14 protein-coding genes are annotated in these 16,196 nt (G+C 60.1%); 2 read left to right on the forward strand and 12 right to left on the reverse strand.

Annotation, left to right across the window (positions count from 1 at the left end):
• The coding region (locus HZC36_11675) for an inorganic phosphate transporter (GenBank protein MBI5707632.1) at positions 1–543 on the forward strand (543 nt) is incomplete at its 5' end.
• Positions 544–627: 84 nt separating this feature from the next.
• Positions 628–1,236: a 30S ribosomal protein S4 gene (gene rpsD, locus HZC36_11680; GenBank protein ID MBI5707633.1), complete on the forward strand. Its 609-nt coding sequence runs from the start codon at positions 628–630 to the stop codon at positions 1,234–1,236.
• 185 nt (positions 1,237–1,421) lie between these two features.
• Here the strand turns inward: rpsD and HZC36_11685 are convergent, their stop codons facing one another.
• The 12 genes from HZC36_11685 to HZC36_11740 form a co-directional block, all read right to left on the reverse strand.
• Positions 1,422–2,345: a metal ABC transporter permease gene (locus tag HZC36_11685; protein ID MBI5707634.1), complete on the reverse strand. Its 924-nt coding sequence runs from the start codon at positions 2,343–2,345 to the stop codon at positions 1,422–1,424.
• Between the two features lie 3 nt (positions 2,346–2,348).
• Positions 2,349–3,362 (reverse strand): zinc ABC transporter substrate-binding protein, encoded by a 1,014-nt coding sequence (locus HZC36_11690; protein ID MBI5707635.1) that lies wholly within the window; start codon positions 3,360–3,362, stop codon positions 2,349–2,351.
• Positions 3,363–3,386: 24 nt separating this feature from the next.
• A complete protein-coding gene (locus HZC36_11695; protein MBI5707636.1) occupies positions 3,387–4,487 on the reverse strand; it encodes a hypothetical protein in 1,101 nt (366 codons plus the stop codon).
• Between the two features lie 280 nt (positions 4,488–4,767).
• Positions 4,768–5,994: a polysulfide reductase NrfD gene (gene nrfD / locus HZC36_11700; protein MBI5707637.1), complete on the reverse strand. Its 1,227-nt coding sequence runs from the start codon at positions 5,992–5,994 to the stop codon at positions 4,768–4,770.
• A complete protein-coding gene (locus tag HZC36_11705; GenBank protein MBI5707638.1) occupies positions 5,994–6,773 on the reverse strand; it encodes a 4Fe-4S dicluster domain-containing protein in 780 nt (259 codons plus the stop codon). Before HZC36_11705 ends, nrfD begins: the two co-directional genes overlap by 1 nt.
• Positions 6,773–7,192: a cytochrome c3 family protein gene (locus HZC36_11710; protein MBI5707639.1), complete on the reverse strand. Its 420-nt coding sequence runs from the start codon at positions 7,190–7,192 to the stop codon at positions 6,773–6,775. The genes HZC36_11705 and HZC36_11710 overlap by 1 nt, the downstream gene beginning before the upstream one ends.
• Before the next feature lie 241 nt (positions 7,193–7,433).
• A complete protein-coding gene (locus HZC36_11715; protein MBI5707640.1) occupies positions 7,434–8,921 on the reverse strand; it encodes a NapC/NirT family cytochrome c in 1,488 nt (495 codons plus the stop codon).
• 69 nt (positions 8,922–8,990) lie between these two features.
• The gene (locus tag HZC36_11720; protein ID MBI5707641.1) at positions 8,991–10,691 is read right to left on the reverse strand and encodes a cytochrome b/b6 domain-containing protein; all 1,701 of its coding nucleotides are present in this window, start codon (positions 10,689–10,691) and stop codon (positions 8,991–8,993) included.
• Positions 10,688–12,478 (reverse strand): cytochrome b/b6 domain-containing protein, encoded by a 1,791-nt coding sequence (locus HZC36_11725; GenBank protein ID MBI5707642.1) that lies wholly within the window; start codon positions 12,476–12,478, stop codon positions 10,688–10,690. The genes HZC36_11720 and HZC36_11725 overlap by 4 nt, the downstream gene beginning before the upstream one ends.
• 270 nt (positions 12,479–12,748) lie before the next feature.
• On the reverse strand, positions 12,749–13,066 hold the full coding sequence (locus tag HZC36_11730) for a hypothetical protein (GenBank protein ID MBI5707643.1): 318 nt from the start codon (positions 13,064–13,066) through the stop codon (positions 12,749–12,751).
• Between the two features lie 240 nt (positions 13,067–13,306).
• On the reverse strand, positions 13,307–13,636 hold the full coding sequence (locus HZC36_11735; GenBank protein MBI5707644.1) for a hypothetical protein: 330 nt from the start codon (positions 13,634–13,636) through the stop codon (positions 13,307–13,309).
• A gap of 92 nt (positions 13,637–13,728) precedes the next feature.
• Entirely contained in the window at positions 13,729–16,143 is a 2,415-nt protein-coding gene (locus HZC36_11740) for a hypothetical protein (GenBank protein MBI5707645.1), read from the reverse strand.
• Between the last annotated feature and the right edge of the window lie 53 nt (positions 16,144–16,196).

Below are 16,196 nucleotides of genomic sequence, written 5' to 3' on the forward strand. Positions count from 1 at the left end.
ATGAGGCTCATCGCGATGTGGTTCGCCCACTCCAAGCCTGACGTCATGAGCAATGCCTTCAGGAGGCTGCAGCTTGTTTCCTCGGCCCTCATGGCGTTTACACATGGGCAGAACGACGCCCAAAAGAGCATGGGGATCATTACCCTTGCCTTGCTGAGTGGCGGCTACATCACCGGCGACCACATCCCAACATGGGTCAAGCTGAGCTGCGCGATCGCCATGGGCCTTGGAACGGCCGCCGGAGGATGGCGGATCATTCACACGGTTGGCCAGAAAATCTCCAGGCTCGAACCCGTTCACGGGTTTGCCGCCGAGACAACCGGCGCCGCCGTGCTCTTTACGACGGCCCATTTCGGGATGCCGGTCAGCACCACTCACACGATCACGGCCTCCATCTTCGGAGTCGCTTCCAGCAAGAGGCGTTCGGCCGTCCGATGGGGCGTTGCGCGCAATGTCGTGATGGCCTGGGTCATCACCTTCCCCGCTTCCGCCGCCGGCGGAGCGATCAGCTACTGGATTCTCAGCAGATTCTTGGGCGCGTAGCCGGATTCGCCGAGGTATAATGAGCGTTCCGCCAGAGCGGCGTGTTTCGCCCTGCCGGAATTCAAGACGGACCAATAGCAGCTTATGGCCACCTATCGCGGAAGAAAAACGGACATCAGCCGACGCGTCGGCTTCAGTATTTGGGGCGATCCCAAGTGCCCCAGCGGCAAGCGCCCCTACCCCACCGGACAGCACGGCCCCAACATGCGGGAGCGCCGGCAATCCGAATACGGCGAGCAGCTCTTGGCCAAGCAGACGATTCGCCGGTACTACGGCCTTCTTGAGCGGCAGTTCCACAACACCTTCGTCAAGGCGCAGCGCATGCACGGCAACTCAGGCCTTAACTTCCTGAGGCTTCTCGAAATGCGACTTCAGACCGCCGTTTGGCGACTCGGCTACGGACGCACGGTCTTTCACGCCCGCCAGCTCGTCACGCACGGGCACATCACAGTGAACGGTAAGCTCGTGGACGTTCCCAGCTACACCCTAAAGGTCGGCGATGTCGTTGGCGTGGCCGATAACGAGACCGCCAGAAAGATCGCCCGCCTCAGCCGCTATGAGGGTGCAGCGGTTCCCGCCTACTTCGAGCCCGACGTGCCGAACATGAACGGAAAGCTGATCTCCTTGCCCGAACGCGAGGACTTCCCGAAGTTCTTCCAAGAGCAGCAGGTCGTCGAGTTCTACGCGCGATAATCTGGTCCCTGGTCTAGCAAAGCGGGCGTATTCCTCAGGAATACGCCCGCTTCATTTATAGGTGTAGCCGCAGACCCTTCAGCCTGCGCTTTCCTTCCTCAAGATCTTGGCGGCTTCAGCCCGTGCCCGGACACCGGCTAAAGCCGGCGGCTACAGATGGCCCTTGTCAAGCCAATAAGGACAACCTAAGCCAACTCGGGCTTCTCTTCCGCCGCATCGAGCGCCGCGTCCTCTCCCGTCCGCCTCTCCGGAAGGAAGAGCCGCACCAGATACGCAACAACAACCAAAGCTCCCAAAGCCACCACGACCGAGGGGCCCGTCGGCCAGTTTCCAGTCCCGGCAGCCTCTCCCATCGCCATCCCTTGGAACCGCAGGTCCGGCGCAAAATAGGAGATGAGCAGCCCTCCAAAGGACCCCAAGACCCCCAACGGGATCGCCAAGGCCGCCGCAACTCCGATTCTCTCGACAAAGAAGAACGCGATGACCGCCGGCATCACGAGCCAAGTGAACACCAGCAGCACCCCCGCCACCTTGACCGAAGACGCCACCATGAACCCCAGCAGCGCATAGAAGGCGAAGTCGAGCAGCACACCCTTGAAGTTCAGGCTCTCCTGCTTGCTCAATGTGAGCGCCGAAATGGGCCTCCAGAGCAGCAGCAAGACAGCCAGGATCGAACCAAAAGTGGCCGCGTAGCCCAGGTGCTGGGAGGACTTCACAAACATGATGTTGCCGGTAAGAATCTCTTTGAGCTCCTCGTGGCCATGCCCGGATGGGTCGAACTCCAGGACGATGATGGAGGCCGCCGTCGTCAGCACGTAGACGATGCCGATGATCGCCTCGTGAGGAACCTTCCCCAACCGAAAGCGGCTCAGCGAAATGAGCAGCGCTCCCAGTAGCGCAAAGACCACGGAATACTCGTAGGCAACCGTTGACGCGGCCTCATGCCCCATGGCGATGGCCAGAGACATGCCAAGAGCCGCCACCTGGGCCACCGCTAGGTCGATGAAGATGAGCCCCCGCCGCACGATGTGTACGCCGAACAATGTGTGTACCGGGACCATGATCAGGACCGCAATCGCCGCAGGACCCAGAATGCTCCAGAACCCCATGAGCTATTTCCCCAGCGCCGAGGCCACCCTCGACACGATGGTATCGAATAGGCCGATATAGTCCTTAGCTGCCGGGTCCTGGCCCACGCTGCCAGGCGCTACGACCAGCGTCGCCCCCGTCCGAGACTTAACGAACTCGCCGTTCTTCGTCGAATAGAAGGGCTCCTGCAAGATCAACTTGATTCTGTCCTCTTGCACCGTTCGGATCACGGCCGCCACGTGCCCAGGAGTCGGGTCCAGGCCCGGTTTCGGTTCAAGTTCTGCCGCAACCTTGAGTCCGAAACGGTAGTTGAAGTAGTTCCAGCTTCGGTGATAGGTCACGATCTGGCTCTTCCAGAAGGGCCGCATCTTGTTGCACCAACCGCCCAATTCGTCCAACATCCCCTTTTCCTTCAGATTCGGGACGAGTTTGTTCTCGTTATCCCACTGCCACAGGGTCGCCCCGCCGACCTTTCCGACGAGGGCGCTGCCAAACATCGCCACGTCGAGCCGGTGAGAAAAGTCCTCGGCGTTCGCCTTGTAGGCGGCAGCGTTTGCCTTGTCGATCGTGCCGAGCCTTTCTGCCAGCTTCGCCGCGATGAGACGGCCATTGTACGGATCCAGCCAGACGTGCGGGTTGCCGTAGGGGTGCATGTCGCCCTGCGCGCGGGTCACTCCGCCCTGCGGCACGTCTCGCACCGTGACCCAATCCCCCACATAGACGTGGCCGGGCTGGCCGGGCTGAATTTTGGAGTTCGCGCTTCCGTCCAGAATCGGCTGCTCGTAGGCGACTTCCAGTTCCAGGCCCACGGCCATGAAGAGGTCGGCGTTTGCGGCCTTGTTGATGTAGCTCGGCTTGGCCTCAAGGCGGTGGGGATCGCGCGAGCCGACGATCAGCGAGGAGACGCTGACCTTCTCTTTGCCAACTTCCTTCGCGAGGGCGGCGAGGTCTGGCAGGGTCGTCAGCACGTTCACGACCCTGGATTGGCCCGCAGCGGCGATAGACAGGATGGTAAGGATGGCGGCAACGGTTTTCATGGTGAGTTCACTCTCGGATCAAGATCAATACTTGTGGGCGGGGTGGGTACCGATGAGCCACTGGAGCTGAAGTCGCAGCACGTCGCGCGTGGGCTCGAAGTTGCTGGAGATCCTCTGCCATTCCAGACGCCAATGTTGGAACTCGGTTAGCTTGAATGTCAATCCGGCCAAGACGCCGTGTCTGGAATCCGACGTCCCTGGGATCTCGCTGTAATCCAGGCCAGTGGTGAGGTGCCAGCGAGGCGCCACTTCATATACCAATCGGCCAAATGCGCCCATGGTCCGCTTGCCGAAGCCTCCGGGTTTGGCCCAATAGGCCTCAGCCTCAAAATGCGCCGACCTCCCCTTCGTTCCCGGGCGCCATTTCATGGTGTAGTCGACACCATAAAGGTCGCCCCTCTTGGCGCCGTCCGCAGCAGCCATCGGCATGGTCGGCCCGTTCGCATAGCTGAAGCCAAGCTGCCCGGAGAGGTCCTCGTTGAAGTCGAAGAAGGTCCGATAGCGCCCGACGTAGACCGGTGAACCAAGCGACGAGCCGTTGAAGAGCGGACCCTCATCGCCGGCGTCCATGATCTCGAATGTGAGCTCATTGAACCGATCTCCAGGCAAGAGATAGCTAAGAGAAGCGCCCGATTGGCGCAGGCCCTCGTCGCCCATCGTGTCCTGAATGATGAGCGGATATTCGCTGGTGTCGAGCTGATCCGGGTGATTGCGCTGAACGCGCCCAATGGCTGCCGCGAACTTGCCGACCTTGGCAGTGAGACCCTTCCCGAGCTTGGTGTACAGGCCGAACGCCTCCTCGAGCTCGAACACGCTCTTGCCCTCTTCGTCCTTCGTGAGAGCGGCGATCGCCGTGACCTTCATGAAAGGGTCGACGTCGCCGGCAAAGCCAAACTCCAGCTCCTTCATGTCGGCGTGGCGCTTTTCGCCGGAGTTGTCCCGCAAGGTGGCGTCGAACACCCCGATGATCGCCATCTGAGGGTTGAAGTAGCTAGGATTGACCTTTGGGGATTGAGCCGGCGGTGGGGCCGGGCCCTGAATACCGGGCGTAGGACTGGGCGGACCCGTCAGTATCGCCTTTGCGGCAAGCAAGGCTAGGGCTTTGGACGAGAGGACTGGGATCATGAGCAGGCACCTAACGCAAGAATATTGCATTATGCACCTTTTGGTTGTCAAGCGCGCACTCGCGGCATGGGGGAATTGAGCTTGGACCCATTCCCTTGCCGCTTTCGGTGCCGGGAAGCACCCGTGCCGTAGGCTTCAACCTGCGCCACTTTTGACGCCGGCAAGAGCCGTCGGCGACGGGCTTCCCTTTGGCCACTGGCCAGCCTCAAACCTCCCGATAGAGGTCCCTTTCACCCTCTCACCCTCTCACCCATTCCCCTACCCCCTTTTTCCCTCCTGCCTACGCTCCCGACTTTGGTACCGGGCCCCTGGGCTTATGCTGCGCCCATGGAGGAAGCAAGTAAGTGAGCACCCAGAGGATCGCCACCGGCAGCAGCAGGATCACCAAGGCCGCCAGCAATCCCTCTCCACCGACCAGCTCAAGCTTGTAGGTGGTCAACCCCATCAGGGTCTTCGAGAAGAGCTGCCCGCCGATGACCACATTCCAGCGCATGAGCAGCACGCCGAGCAGCACGAGTGAGGCGCACAGGAAGTAGTACCGGGCCCGGAGAGCCTCGGGCATCTTATGCTTGACCGCCTGCATGACGGCGAGGATGATAAGAGGGACCATGCCTCCAAGGAAGAGCTGCCCACCGAACATCGTCTCGTACAGATAGCCCGAACTCAGCAGCTTCAGGATCTCGAGCGATTCGCCGGCTTCGTAGATGCGGTGCACGAGGTCGAGCAACTCCAGGGTGAGGTCGAAGATCAGGGCAAACATCAGGTAGCGCCCGATCGCGTCCAGGCACTGCACATTCACCTTCTGCTTGCGCCACCAGGTGGTCACCATATACACGAGCGTCACCAGGGACATCCCCGAGACGATCGCCGAGAGCAAGAAGATGATCGGCATGAGTACGCTCGCCCACCACGGGTTGCTTTTCAGCGACCCAAAAATGAACCCAACGTAGCCGTGAAGCAACACCGCCGAGGGGATTCCAATGATCGTGATAAACCTTCCTGCCCGTTCGTCAAATTCCAGCGCGCGTGGCGAGACATCACGAACGCCCAAGGTGAGCACCGAATAGATGAGCTTCTTGACTCCGGTCGACTCATCGGCCCACTGAACGATCTCCTTGCGATAATCAAACCAAATCTCCAGCAACAGGACCGCCATCAGATACCAGAGGTACACGAACCCGAACACCGCCATCGCCGAGGAAAGGTGCGGGGTCATCATGATCTCGTAGAAGCGCTCTGGATGCCCAAGGTGCGCGACCAAAGGCAGCGGCGCGCAGATGAGGAATGCAAGGGCCGTCAGAAGCGACAGCCGATACGTCGGCGCGATGGCTTTGGCGTCGAACACCCGAACGAGCGACGCCAGAATGAACGCGCCCGCCACCAGACCGGTGAGATACGGATACAGCACGATCAGGACGCTCCACTGGAGTTCCTTCTCGTTTGGAAGCACATAGCCGGTGGTTTGAGCCAGCGGCAGAAGGCTAAGGGTCGAACCGATCGGCAACATCAGACCACCTCCTTGGAAAGGCCCTTGTAGGCTATCTTCGCGCCCGTCTTCAGGTTGGGTTTCAGGACCATCGTCGGGTTCTGCTTTAGGAAGGCTGAAACCGGGCTGTCCTCTTTCGAAAGGTCGCCGAAGATGCGCGCACCGGTCGGACACACCTCGACGCAGGCAGGCTCCTGGCCCTTTGTGACGCGGTGATAGCAGAGCGTGCACTTGTCGGCCGTGTGCTTTTGTGGGTTCCAGAACCGCGACCCGTAAGGGCACGCCTGGATGCAGTAGCGGCAGCCGACGCAATAGTCGTAGTCCACGAGGACCACGCCGTCATCGGTGATGAACGTCGCGCCCACTGGGCAAACCTGCGTGCACGGGCTATCCGTGCAGTGGTTGCAGAGCTTGGGCACGAAGAACGCGCGCTCGACCTGGTCAGCGGGCACGTCGTCCCTGAAGCCGTCCTTACCGCCGTTCGGCGAGCTGATCAGCACCGTACCGTCCTTCTTGATGACGTAGCGCTCGATCCAGGTTCGGAAGTGGCCGTCGGGCACGGCGTTTTCCTTCGCGCAAGCGTCCACACAATGGCCGCACCCGATGCACTTCTCGATGTCGATGCCCATCGAGTAGGTCGTTGTCGTGTATCTGCCGTTCCTCTCGGGCTTGTGACGGGTGATCTTCGTGGTCAGGTTGGTCCACGCGCCATAGCCCGCGGCGCCCACCCCGATCAGGAGCAGGGATCGTCCCGTGCTCTTCAGAAAGTCGGACCTTGAAGGCTGTTGAGAATCAGGCATCACTTCACCTCCTGCGCCGGGTGCATCGTGTGACACGTGATGCACTTTTCGGTCGGGTTGTGGGTCGCCAGGTCTTGTTGGGGCAACGACGCCGGGCGCCCGGCCATCTTCTGGTGGCAAACGCCGCAAAACGCCCGGCTCGTGGGCTTCGCCGGCTTCATCTTCTCGAAATCCTGAACGTGGGCTTCGGCAGGTCCGTGGCAAGACTCGCAAGCGACGCCCGCAACAACGTGCGGCGAAGCGAACTTGTCCTCATGGCAAGTCTTGCACGCTTCTTTGCCCGCGTGAGTAAGGGGCTTGGAGGCGTGTTCCTGGACGGAATCGGAGCGGTAGAATCCGGTTTGGCCGAATGATGGGGGCACGAGCACGGTCCGCGCCAACAAAAAGACGACGATCAGTACGAGTGCGGTAACAGCCAAGTGGATCACCTGGGGTGGGACACCTCCCCGGGCCTCTCCCGATCCACCCTCGAGGGGTGGTTCCATTGGCGGGCCGCCGGCTGACCCTTCATCCGGCGACATCAAACGACGAGCACGTTTCCCTATCATATTTCATCTCCTGCTCGGCACTCCGAGCTCTCGAGACAAACCCTGTTTTCGGTCCGGGCTGCCCGCTATCGCCCGGAATCGCAATACTGCGCGCTCGCCGCGTTCTTGGCCCCTATTTCTGAACGCCGTGGCAGTCTTTGCACAGCATGTCCTTCCACATGTCCCCGACATCGCCCGGATGCCGGAATTCCTGCCCGGTCGCAGAAACCGATGGCTTCCCGTTCGGCCCAGGCTGGGAGATGATCGTGTGGCAGGAGTTGCAGTCCTTCGTGATCACCTTGCCCTTGTCGCTCACGTGCTTTCCGTCATGACACCGGAAGCATCCCGCAGAATGGATGTGGTCCAGGTTGTTCGGAAATGCCTTCCAACTCACCCCCATCTCAGGGAAGTAGTTCAATCCATAGATTCTCTGAAGCTCCTTGATGGCGGTGTCGAGTTCCTTGGACATTGAGGTCAGCACCCCCGGGTTCGCTTCTTTGTAGGCATTGCGGACAGCAGCAGCTATGCCCGCCTTCCCCTCGGCCTCGGTCTTGTATTTACCCTCCAGGGCCTCGACCGCAATTCGCTTGATTCCAGGCAGCTTGGGGCTGACCCACCCTTGCCCCATCGCCAGATTCACGGTCTCTTCAGGATGCTTGTACTGGTGCGATGGCCGGTTGTGGCAGTCGATGCAGTCCACGAGGCGCTTCTCGCCGCTTTTGATCTGGGCATCGGTGATCTTCTCCTCGGTGCTTCGATAAACAGTGACATTGCCCTGCCCGTCGGTCATCTCCACATACGGGATGACCTGGCGCTGGCGGTCCGATGCGATATAGCGCACTTCGTGGTCGAGGTACATGTGCGCGTGGATTCCCTGCGATGCCCCGCGCTCGTCGCCGCCGATCTTCCAGGACATCTGAAGGTTGTGAGCCGAGTTGGCGTCATCGGAGAGGTAATAGGTCCGGTCCCTCAGCTTCTGGCTATAGAACTGCTTGGGCCAATGGCACTGCTCGCAGGTGTCCTTGGCGGGGCGCAGGTTCGCAATCGGGGTTTCGATCGGAGTCTTGTACTTGTGGAAGATCGTCGAATACACCTGATATGCGCCGGAGAGCTTGGATTTGACGTACCATCCCGCTCCCGGGCCGATGTGGCACTTGACGCACGGCACCATCGCGTGGGGCGAGTTCTGGTAGGCCGTATATTCCGGCTTCATGATGACATGGCACGTGGTTCCACAGAACTCCACAGACTCCGTGTACTCGTAAGCCTGATAGGAGCCAAACGCCGAGATCGCGAAGAAGAACACCCCGCCATAGAGGATCGTGGCCACCGCACGTCGGTGCCGCGGGTTGTTGAAGTCCACCGTGGGAAGCCGATCCGGGTCTGTGGCCTTCTTAAGCTTCTTGTGGGTCTTCATGACGCCCAGAATGGCGATGAAGAGTCCCAACACGAAGAACGGCGGAATCCCCGTGAACGCGATCAGGCCCACATAAGGGTTCTGATTCTTGGCGAACGAATCGATGGCCATCAGGAAGAAAATCAGGCCAAGGGAGATGCCGGCCACAGTTATGCCGAACATCGTGGTCGTGTTATAAAATGCGCGCGGGAGTTTTCTCTTCATCGTCAACTCTCTGGGTCCGTTTTTGGAAGACGGGCCCGCGAGGGCCCGTCTTCCAATCGTCCGGTGAGGCTACTCCAGTTCGTGCCTCCCGTGCTCGAACTCCGCCTCCTCTTTGGTCACCGTGCCGAAGAACATCTTTCGGCCCAGCGGCAGATACAGCGGGCTGAATATCGTCGTGTACAGGTGCCAGATAAAGATGGCGCCGATGGCGAGGATCGCCTCGTCCGCATGCGCCAAATAGGCCATTGAAACTCCCTGCTCCGGGAGCACCTTAGAGGCCTGTACCGGGAACCACAGGCAGAGCCCAGAGAGCATCATGATCGGCAAACCCCAGAACACCGCGAAGTAGCCGAATTTGGCGCGGAAGGAGTACTTGCCATAAGTGGGAACTGACCCGCGCTTGCCAAAGTAAAAGCGGAACGTCTCGACGAGGTCGTGCCAGTCCTGCTTGTTCGGCAGCATGCTGATCTTTCGGATTGAGAACCCAATCTTCTTCCAGCTCCAGAGCAGGTAGATGAAGTGCATCGTTCCAGCCGCGATCATCACGAGCGCGCCGACGCGGTGGAGCGTCCTGGCGAGCCCAATCCCGCCGAGCGCCTCATAGAGTGACTGCATCCGGGGATCGTCGTAATACTTCAGCGGCAGACCGGTCAGCGCCAGAAGGATGAATGAGCTCGCGAAGGTCCAGTGCTGGAAGCGTTGGAAGGGCGTGAACCAGAGATAGACCTTTTCTTCGGCCGTTTCCCTCTCTGCATCGCCCCGCAAGATGTCCTCCTTTAAGTTCGCCTTGAAGCGCCGGAACTGATGCTTCACGCCCGCGCGCACGTCCAGGATGATCGAAATGATCAGCAGCCCAAGGACGCCGTAGGTGAGAATGGTGAACAGCATCACCTCGCCCCGAAGCACGGCGCTCTCTTTGGCCTTGATCGCCAGGTGCGTGACTCCCGACTGTGCGAACTTGGCAACGGCGCCTTCGTGGCACTTGGCGCAGGTCTTCTGCGAGTTTGCCGGATGAATGCTGGAGGCCGCGTCCGTTTTTGACAGCACTTGGTGTGGCGGGTGGCAGTCCGTGCAGATTGCGGCTTCCTTCGAGCCGAAGCGGACGGCCTTGCCATGGAAGCTCTCGTTGTACGACTTCACCGCGTCGGTGTCGACGTTGTGCTTGGTCATCAGAGACGTATTGCTGTGGCACCTTGTGCAGATCGCCAGCTCTTCCTTTCGCGTGTAGGCCTTGGGCGACTGAACCGAGTGCGAGTTGCCACCGTGGCAGTAAAGGCAAGAGGGGCGGTCGAGGTCCACGGCAGATTCCGGCTGGTGGGCGCTCTTTTCGTACTGCTCGGCCTCATCGGGATGGCACATGCCACACGTGGGAGTCTCGATCTTGGCTCTGTCATGCGGGACCTGGTCGATCCCCATGTGGCAGTCCTGGCAGGTCAGGTCCTTGTGAACACTGTGCGCCAGAGACTTCCCATCGACATAGAGTGATCGAACTCTTCCCGAGCCCTCTCGGACCACAAAGCCCAGGCCACCGTGGCACTGCAGGCAAACCGCCACCTCGTGCCCTTCGATTCTGAAGGCTCCCCGGTTCTGTGGAAGGCCTTGCTGGGAGTAGGCCGGGCTCCCAACCATGATAACGGCGGAAATCCCGGCGATGGAGGTGAACAGAGCGAAATCCCTAAGCCGCTTGCGGCCCGGCCCGCTCGCCGCTTGAGTCTGTGGCCTTCGCCGCCTGAACGTCATTTGCCCAAGGATGCGTCGTATGGTCTTCATGGTTGTTTGTCCGTCGTGTCCTCGCTTGGCGCCGCTGCGGCGTCCTCTCCCGCAGAAGCCTCGAGGAGTTCAAGTTCGTATGCGTGCTCCCGCTCCATCTCTTCGCGGCTGATCTTGCCGGTCACTGCGACTGGATTGAACGGGAACACGTTCGGATGGAAGAGCACATAGTTCAAGTGCCAGCAGATCACCGCAAGGAATGCGAGAGTCGCCTCGTAACCATGGGCGATGAAGGCGATCGGCCAAGCGTCTTCCGGCAGCCGGGTGCTGAAATACATCGGATACCAAAGGATGAACCCAGTCAGGATCATCAGCGGGACACCCCAATACTCTGCCAGGTAGTCGATCTTCGATCTGAAAGTGTAATGGTCGAACTTGGGCTCCTCGTGCGAAAGCCCGAAGTAGGTCTTGGTCACCTGGATGAAGTCTTGGACGTCCTTGCGGTTCGGCAGCATTCGCCAAGTGGAAATGCCTCCGCCGTACTTCCGCCATCGCAGCAACAGGTAGGTCACATGCCAAAGGGCCACGACAATCAGGCCAATCGCGGCGACACGGTGGATGTATCGTGCTGAGTCGAGCCCTCCCACCAGGGCAAGTTGCGCTGCCGCGCCCTCGGCCTGGGAGAATCGAAGCGGCATGCCTGTGACCATGAGGGTCGTCACGCTAAGGAACAAGAGGAAGTGCTGCAGCCGGAGGTTGAGGTTCATTCGCTCAAACATCTGTTGAGGCACCGTGGGCTTGGGAGGTTTCGGCCGGATTGCGTGAAGGAAGAACGCGACGACCAGGGCGCCCAGGGTGCCGTATGCGATGAACGTGGAAAGCGGCGAGCTCATGGTCGCCAGGATGATCGTCAAGACCAGGAGCAAATAGCTCAGGCTGATGAAGGTGGCCGCGGGCTTTCCGCACCTTGGAGGCTCCTTCGACCGGAACACGACTTTATAGAGGTCGAGGCCGATGCTTGTGACCATGAAGGCGATCGTCCCAAAGATGAGGATGCGGAAGAACAGAAGCACCCCATAGAGGAGCGGCTTCTCTTTGACCTTGAGCCTGAGGTGGTTCGCCCCAGAAATGGCGAAGTTCGCCTTTGCGCCGGGGTGGCACCCGGCTTGGCCGCACGTCACGGCGACGTTGTTGGGGTGCGTCGGCGACTTGGGGTTCATCGGCGAGAGCACGTCGTGATGTCCGTGACAGTCGGTGCAGATAGCGGTTTTGTGAGGGTCTTTGAACCGCATCAGCGCTTTGCCGTGAAAGCTATCGTTATAGGAGGACACGGCCTCCGCGTCTACGTGGTAGCGCTGCATGATGCCTGTCTGCTCGTGGCACTGGGTGCAGACCTCCACTTTCTGCGCGCGGGTCCACTTTGAACCGGCAGTGATCGCGTGGGGCTTGCCGCCGCCATGACAGAACATGCACGTCGGATGATCGCCTTTCACGAAGTCCTTGTTGGAGTGCATGCTCGCCAAGAACGCCTCGGTCTGTCCCGAGTGGCAGGTCGAGCACGACGCCTTATGCTTGAGCATCTCGGGCGTGTGGGGCGTTTCCGTGATCGTGCTGTGGCAGTCGGTGCAGGCAAAGGCCGCATGGGGCGACTTGCCGAGTTCGGCGGGGTCCACTGCCGGCCCTGCTTGAGCCTCTGCGGAGTGGCACGCCAGGCAGTCGGCATTCGCCGCGGAAGGCGCCGATGAATCGGGCGCCTGGCCCTGGTCTTGTTGGCCCAGGGTCGGTGCAACGAGGAAGGTGGAGACGGCGAGCAGGATGGGGATCAACCTCGCCAATAGGCGTTTCATGGTTCAGCCCTCCGGGAGCTGACGGGCGCGCCGGCACGACTGCTCCGACGTGAAGCGCGCAAGGGGAGTGGGGAGAGTGAAGGACGGCGGGTCTTGGCTTGAAGCCTGCTGTTAGGTTTCTGAAAGCTGGTTCTTCTACTTCCAGGTTCGGATAGCATCGAATACCGCCGAGAGGCCGATGCGCAGATTGTGTTCGCGCCCTGAAGCGCACGCTATGGGTTCTGGACGGGCTTGGTGAGATCTGTCAAGCCCGTCCGGAAATCATCCGACTTACTTGCTGGCTTTGTCGCCGGGAAGGGTGTCGGCTTTAAGCTCAGCGCCGTTCTTGACGCCGTCGCCATCCGAATCCAAGCCATCGACCTTTGCCAGAGTGTCCGCGGTGACCTTGCCGAGCTTGGCCAGATCGGCGCCAAACGGGTTGAGCTTTTTCGACATGCCAACGTGACAGACGCCACACTTGGCGCTGGCAACTTTGCCGTCCTTTTTCGGCTCGTACTTCCCTTTAAGGACACCTATGTAGGCGGGCATCGAAATTGCGGTAACCGCAAAGATGGAGATGAGTGACAACGAGATTAGCGTGCGTTTCATGGATTGACCTCGGTATTCACAATACCTGACGAATCAAGACAGAATCCGTTTCGCGGCGCCATGGGCCAAATATATACAATACATAAAAGTCAAGAATCAGATTTGTCAAATCGCATTAGCGGCTTGAAAACTTGAGAGAACTGCGAGAAATCGGGGGCCACAGCAGCAATGCCGGGGCCGGCCGCCACTCCGAGGCTCTCAACGACGTGGCGGCCGGCAATCCGCCCATGTCTGAGCCCGCTACTTGCTCGTCTTGTCGCCCGGAAGGGTGTCAGCTTTGATCTCGGCGCCGTTCTTGACGCCGTCGCCATCCGAGTCGAGGCTCTCGATCTTTGCCAGAACCTCGGGAGTGAGCTTCTTTTCGCCGGCCATAGCCTTGGCCATGGCGTCCCCGTAGGGGTTCAGCTTGGGAAGAGCCTTGAGGTGGCACAGGCCGCAGCGAGCCTTCGAGAGGTTTCCATCTTTCTTAGGACTGTATTTATGGTTGAAGGCTCCGCCAAACGGAGCACTGGAGAAGGACGCGACGGCCATAAGGGCAACGATCGCGCTAACGACGAGGTTCCGTTTCATTACGATGTCCTCCTGATGGATGCTATCTAACTCAATAGTTAGATGCCTGAGGACGTCGTTAGTTCCGGCAAGTTACGCGCTAACAAACCCTACTATTCTGTCAACTTCATCAGCGCTTTGGAGAGCAGCGAAGCGCCCTTCGCTCCATCCTGGCTTTTGTACGCCAGCAACAGCCCCCAGGCGGACATCGCGCGGGCATAGTGCGAGCCACATTCGAATTCGTTGTAGGGATTCCTGCGCGAGCCGTCGTGACGTTTGCGGATGCCGCGCACGATCGCCAGCCCCTCGTCCATGAGTCCCTCATAGATCATGTGGCTCGCCACCTGGTACTCGATCCCGGTCCAGACTTCGTCCGAGTACACAAATGGGAACGCGGGCCGCGAACCCCTCGGCCACGAACAGAGCAGAAGCCCTGGCTCATCCTGCACCGCGTAAATGCGCTGCATGTTCGCGTGTTCGCCGAGTCTTGACTTGAAGTTGTGCTTGAAGATCGCCTTCATGGTCTTCTTCACGACGGCTTTGTCGTAGAGGTAGCCAAGACCCGCCACGTGCGCCGCAAGCTGCCCAAACACCTGGTCGCTCAAGCACCCTTTGCCATGCTGATATTTGGGAGCGTCCTTCGCCAAGCAGTCGATGGTCTGCTCGAAGTACTCGCCGTTGAACATCGCCTCGACGGCCTTCTTCGAGCCCTGATCGAACAGCTTGCGATAGGTGCTGGCCGAGGCCGTATCGCCCAAGTGCCTTGCGATCTCTTCCCCACTTCTCAACGCCGCCAAGTAGAAGCTCTGCGTCAATGGATTTGGGCCCTGGAAGTTGATGTCGTAGGTGTTGTGTTGGTCGCCTTCGACCAGGCCGTCCTTGTCCCTGTCCCACTGAACCCACGCGAACTCAAGCGCCCGCTTGGCATAGGGCCACATGTGCTTGAGATACGCGTCGTCGCCTGAGATCCTCCAATCCCGATAGAGCTGCACCACACCGCCAAGCTGTCCATCAGAGGCGGCATGCCACAAGCTCGGCGCCTCGTTGAAGGGCAAAGGAATCCGGAAAACGATCGCGCCCTTCTTGCCTTGCTCTCCCTTATCAAACGAGTGCTCGTACTCGCTCTTTCGCATGGAGCGGTGCAGATCGGGGAAGAGATAGGCCTGCGTGAGCGCATAGTTCCACACATGCGTACATGAGCCCGAACAGCACCCATCGGCAGGCGAGCAGCCCTCCCAAGCCCACATGGAACCGTCCTCGGTGAGCAGGACCGTGGGGGAGCGCAGGGTGCTTGCGGTCGCAGAGACCGACTCCAGGACCTCCGCCGGCAGCTTGCTCTTGAAGATCGCGTCCTCGAAGCTTCGTGTGGCCTTGTGAAGCTGCTTGCGTCTGGCGAAGAAGTCTTCGGCGGCGTCCCACGCCGTGGGCCAGCGCTTGGCGTAGGGGTTCACCCAGCGGTATTTCTTGTCGTCGGCCGTGCCGCCCGGATAGCCCCAATAGCGCTGGTTGTTTGGAAAGCACCAGGAGATGAGCACCGGCAGCTCGGCGGATTCGCCAGGCTTGAGGGTGACCTTGAGGCCGAGGCATCCCGAAGTGGGGTCGCCGTCGCCACGGTCGTGTTTCTCTTCGAGCAGGCCGTCCGGCGAGAACATGTCCCAGAAATCGTGCAGGCTGTCGAACCAATCTCCCCGCAGCCAATGAGTGAGGTAGGTCACGTCCTGCCAGTCGGTCGTCAGCGCCATCGAGCCTTGTCGTGAGTGCTTTTCGCCGAACCGCCTGTTCGCATACTGGATGCCCCGGCACGACTTTCCCTGGTGAAAGGCGTTGGAGGACTGCTCCTTCTGGCCTTGCGGCAAGGGGCTTCCCTGTGCGATGGCGTTATAGAGGTTGAAGGCAACCGTGGCGCGAAGGGTCCTGTTGCTTTTGTTTTTCAGCTTGTAGGTCAGGCAGGCAACGGGAAATTGCGAGTCGGCGGAGTTGCGCGGAATGAACGGGCTCCAGGCTTCCAACTCCACGTCCAGCGGCAGACCCTCTTTGTGGAATTGGAGCCGTGCAAAGGGAAACGTGCCCTTGAACACCACGTCATCGAAGCACGGCAGTCCGTCCCCCTGCTGCCGAATCTGCCCATGCCCGTACCCCCAAAACTCCCTAGGATCGCCCACGAACTCCTTCATCCTGGGCCCCTGGATGACGAGACAGTGGGTTGCCCCCTCCTTGGTTTTCGCTCCCGCGGAAACTGCTTCCGAGTCCCGACTTGTCGGGAAGGAGGGGGTTGTCGAAGATCCCGCCGAGCGTAGCGAGGGGAACGAAGTCGGGAGGGGTGGAGACTCCTCTCCAACCCACAAAATCGGAAACGTCATCGGCAGAATCGTGCCCTTGTTCGGGCGGTTGTAGATCTCCCAGTCGCGCAGCGCTCCGCGCCCCTCCAAGCTGACGCAGCCTGTGCCTATCCCCCCTAACGGGAAGGCGACTTCGCGGAGGTTTTCTCCAAAGTAGGTGTAAGGAGCTTTGCGGTGACGTTGTGCCATGGCGTTCCTTTGAATTCTATGGGCTCGGCGGCTTCCCCTGCTTGCCCGTCACC

The organism is Armatimonadota bacterium, assembly GCA_016223145.1.
Taxonomy (GTDB): domain Bacteria; phylum Armatimonadota; class Fimbriimonadia; order Fimbriimonadales; family Fimbriimonadaceae; genus Nitrosymbiomonas.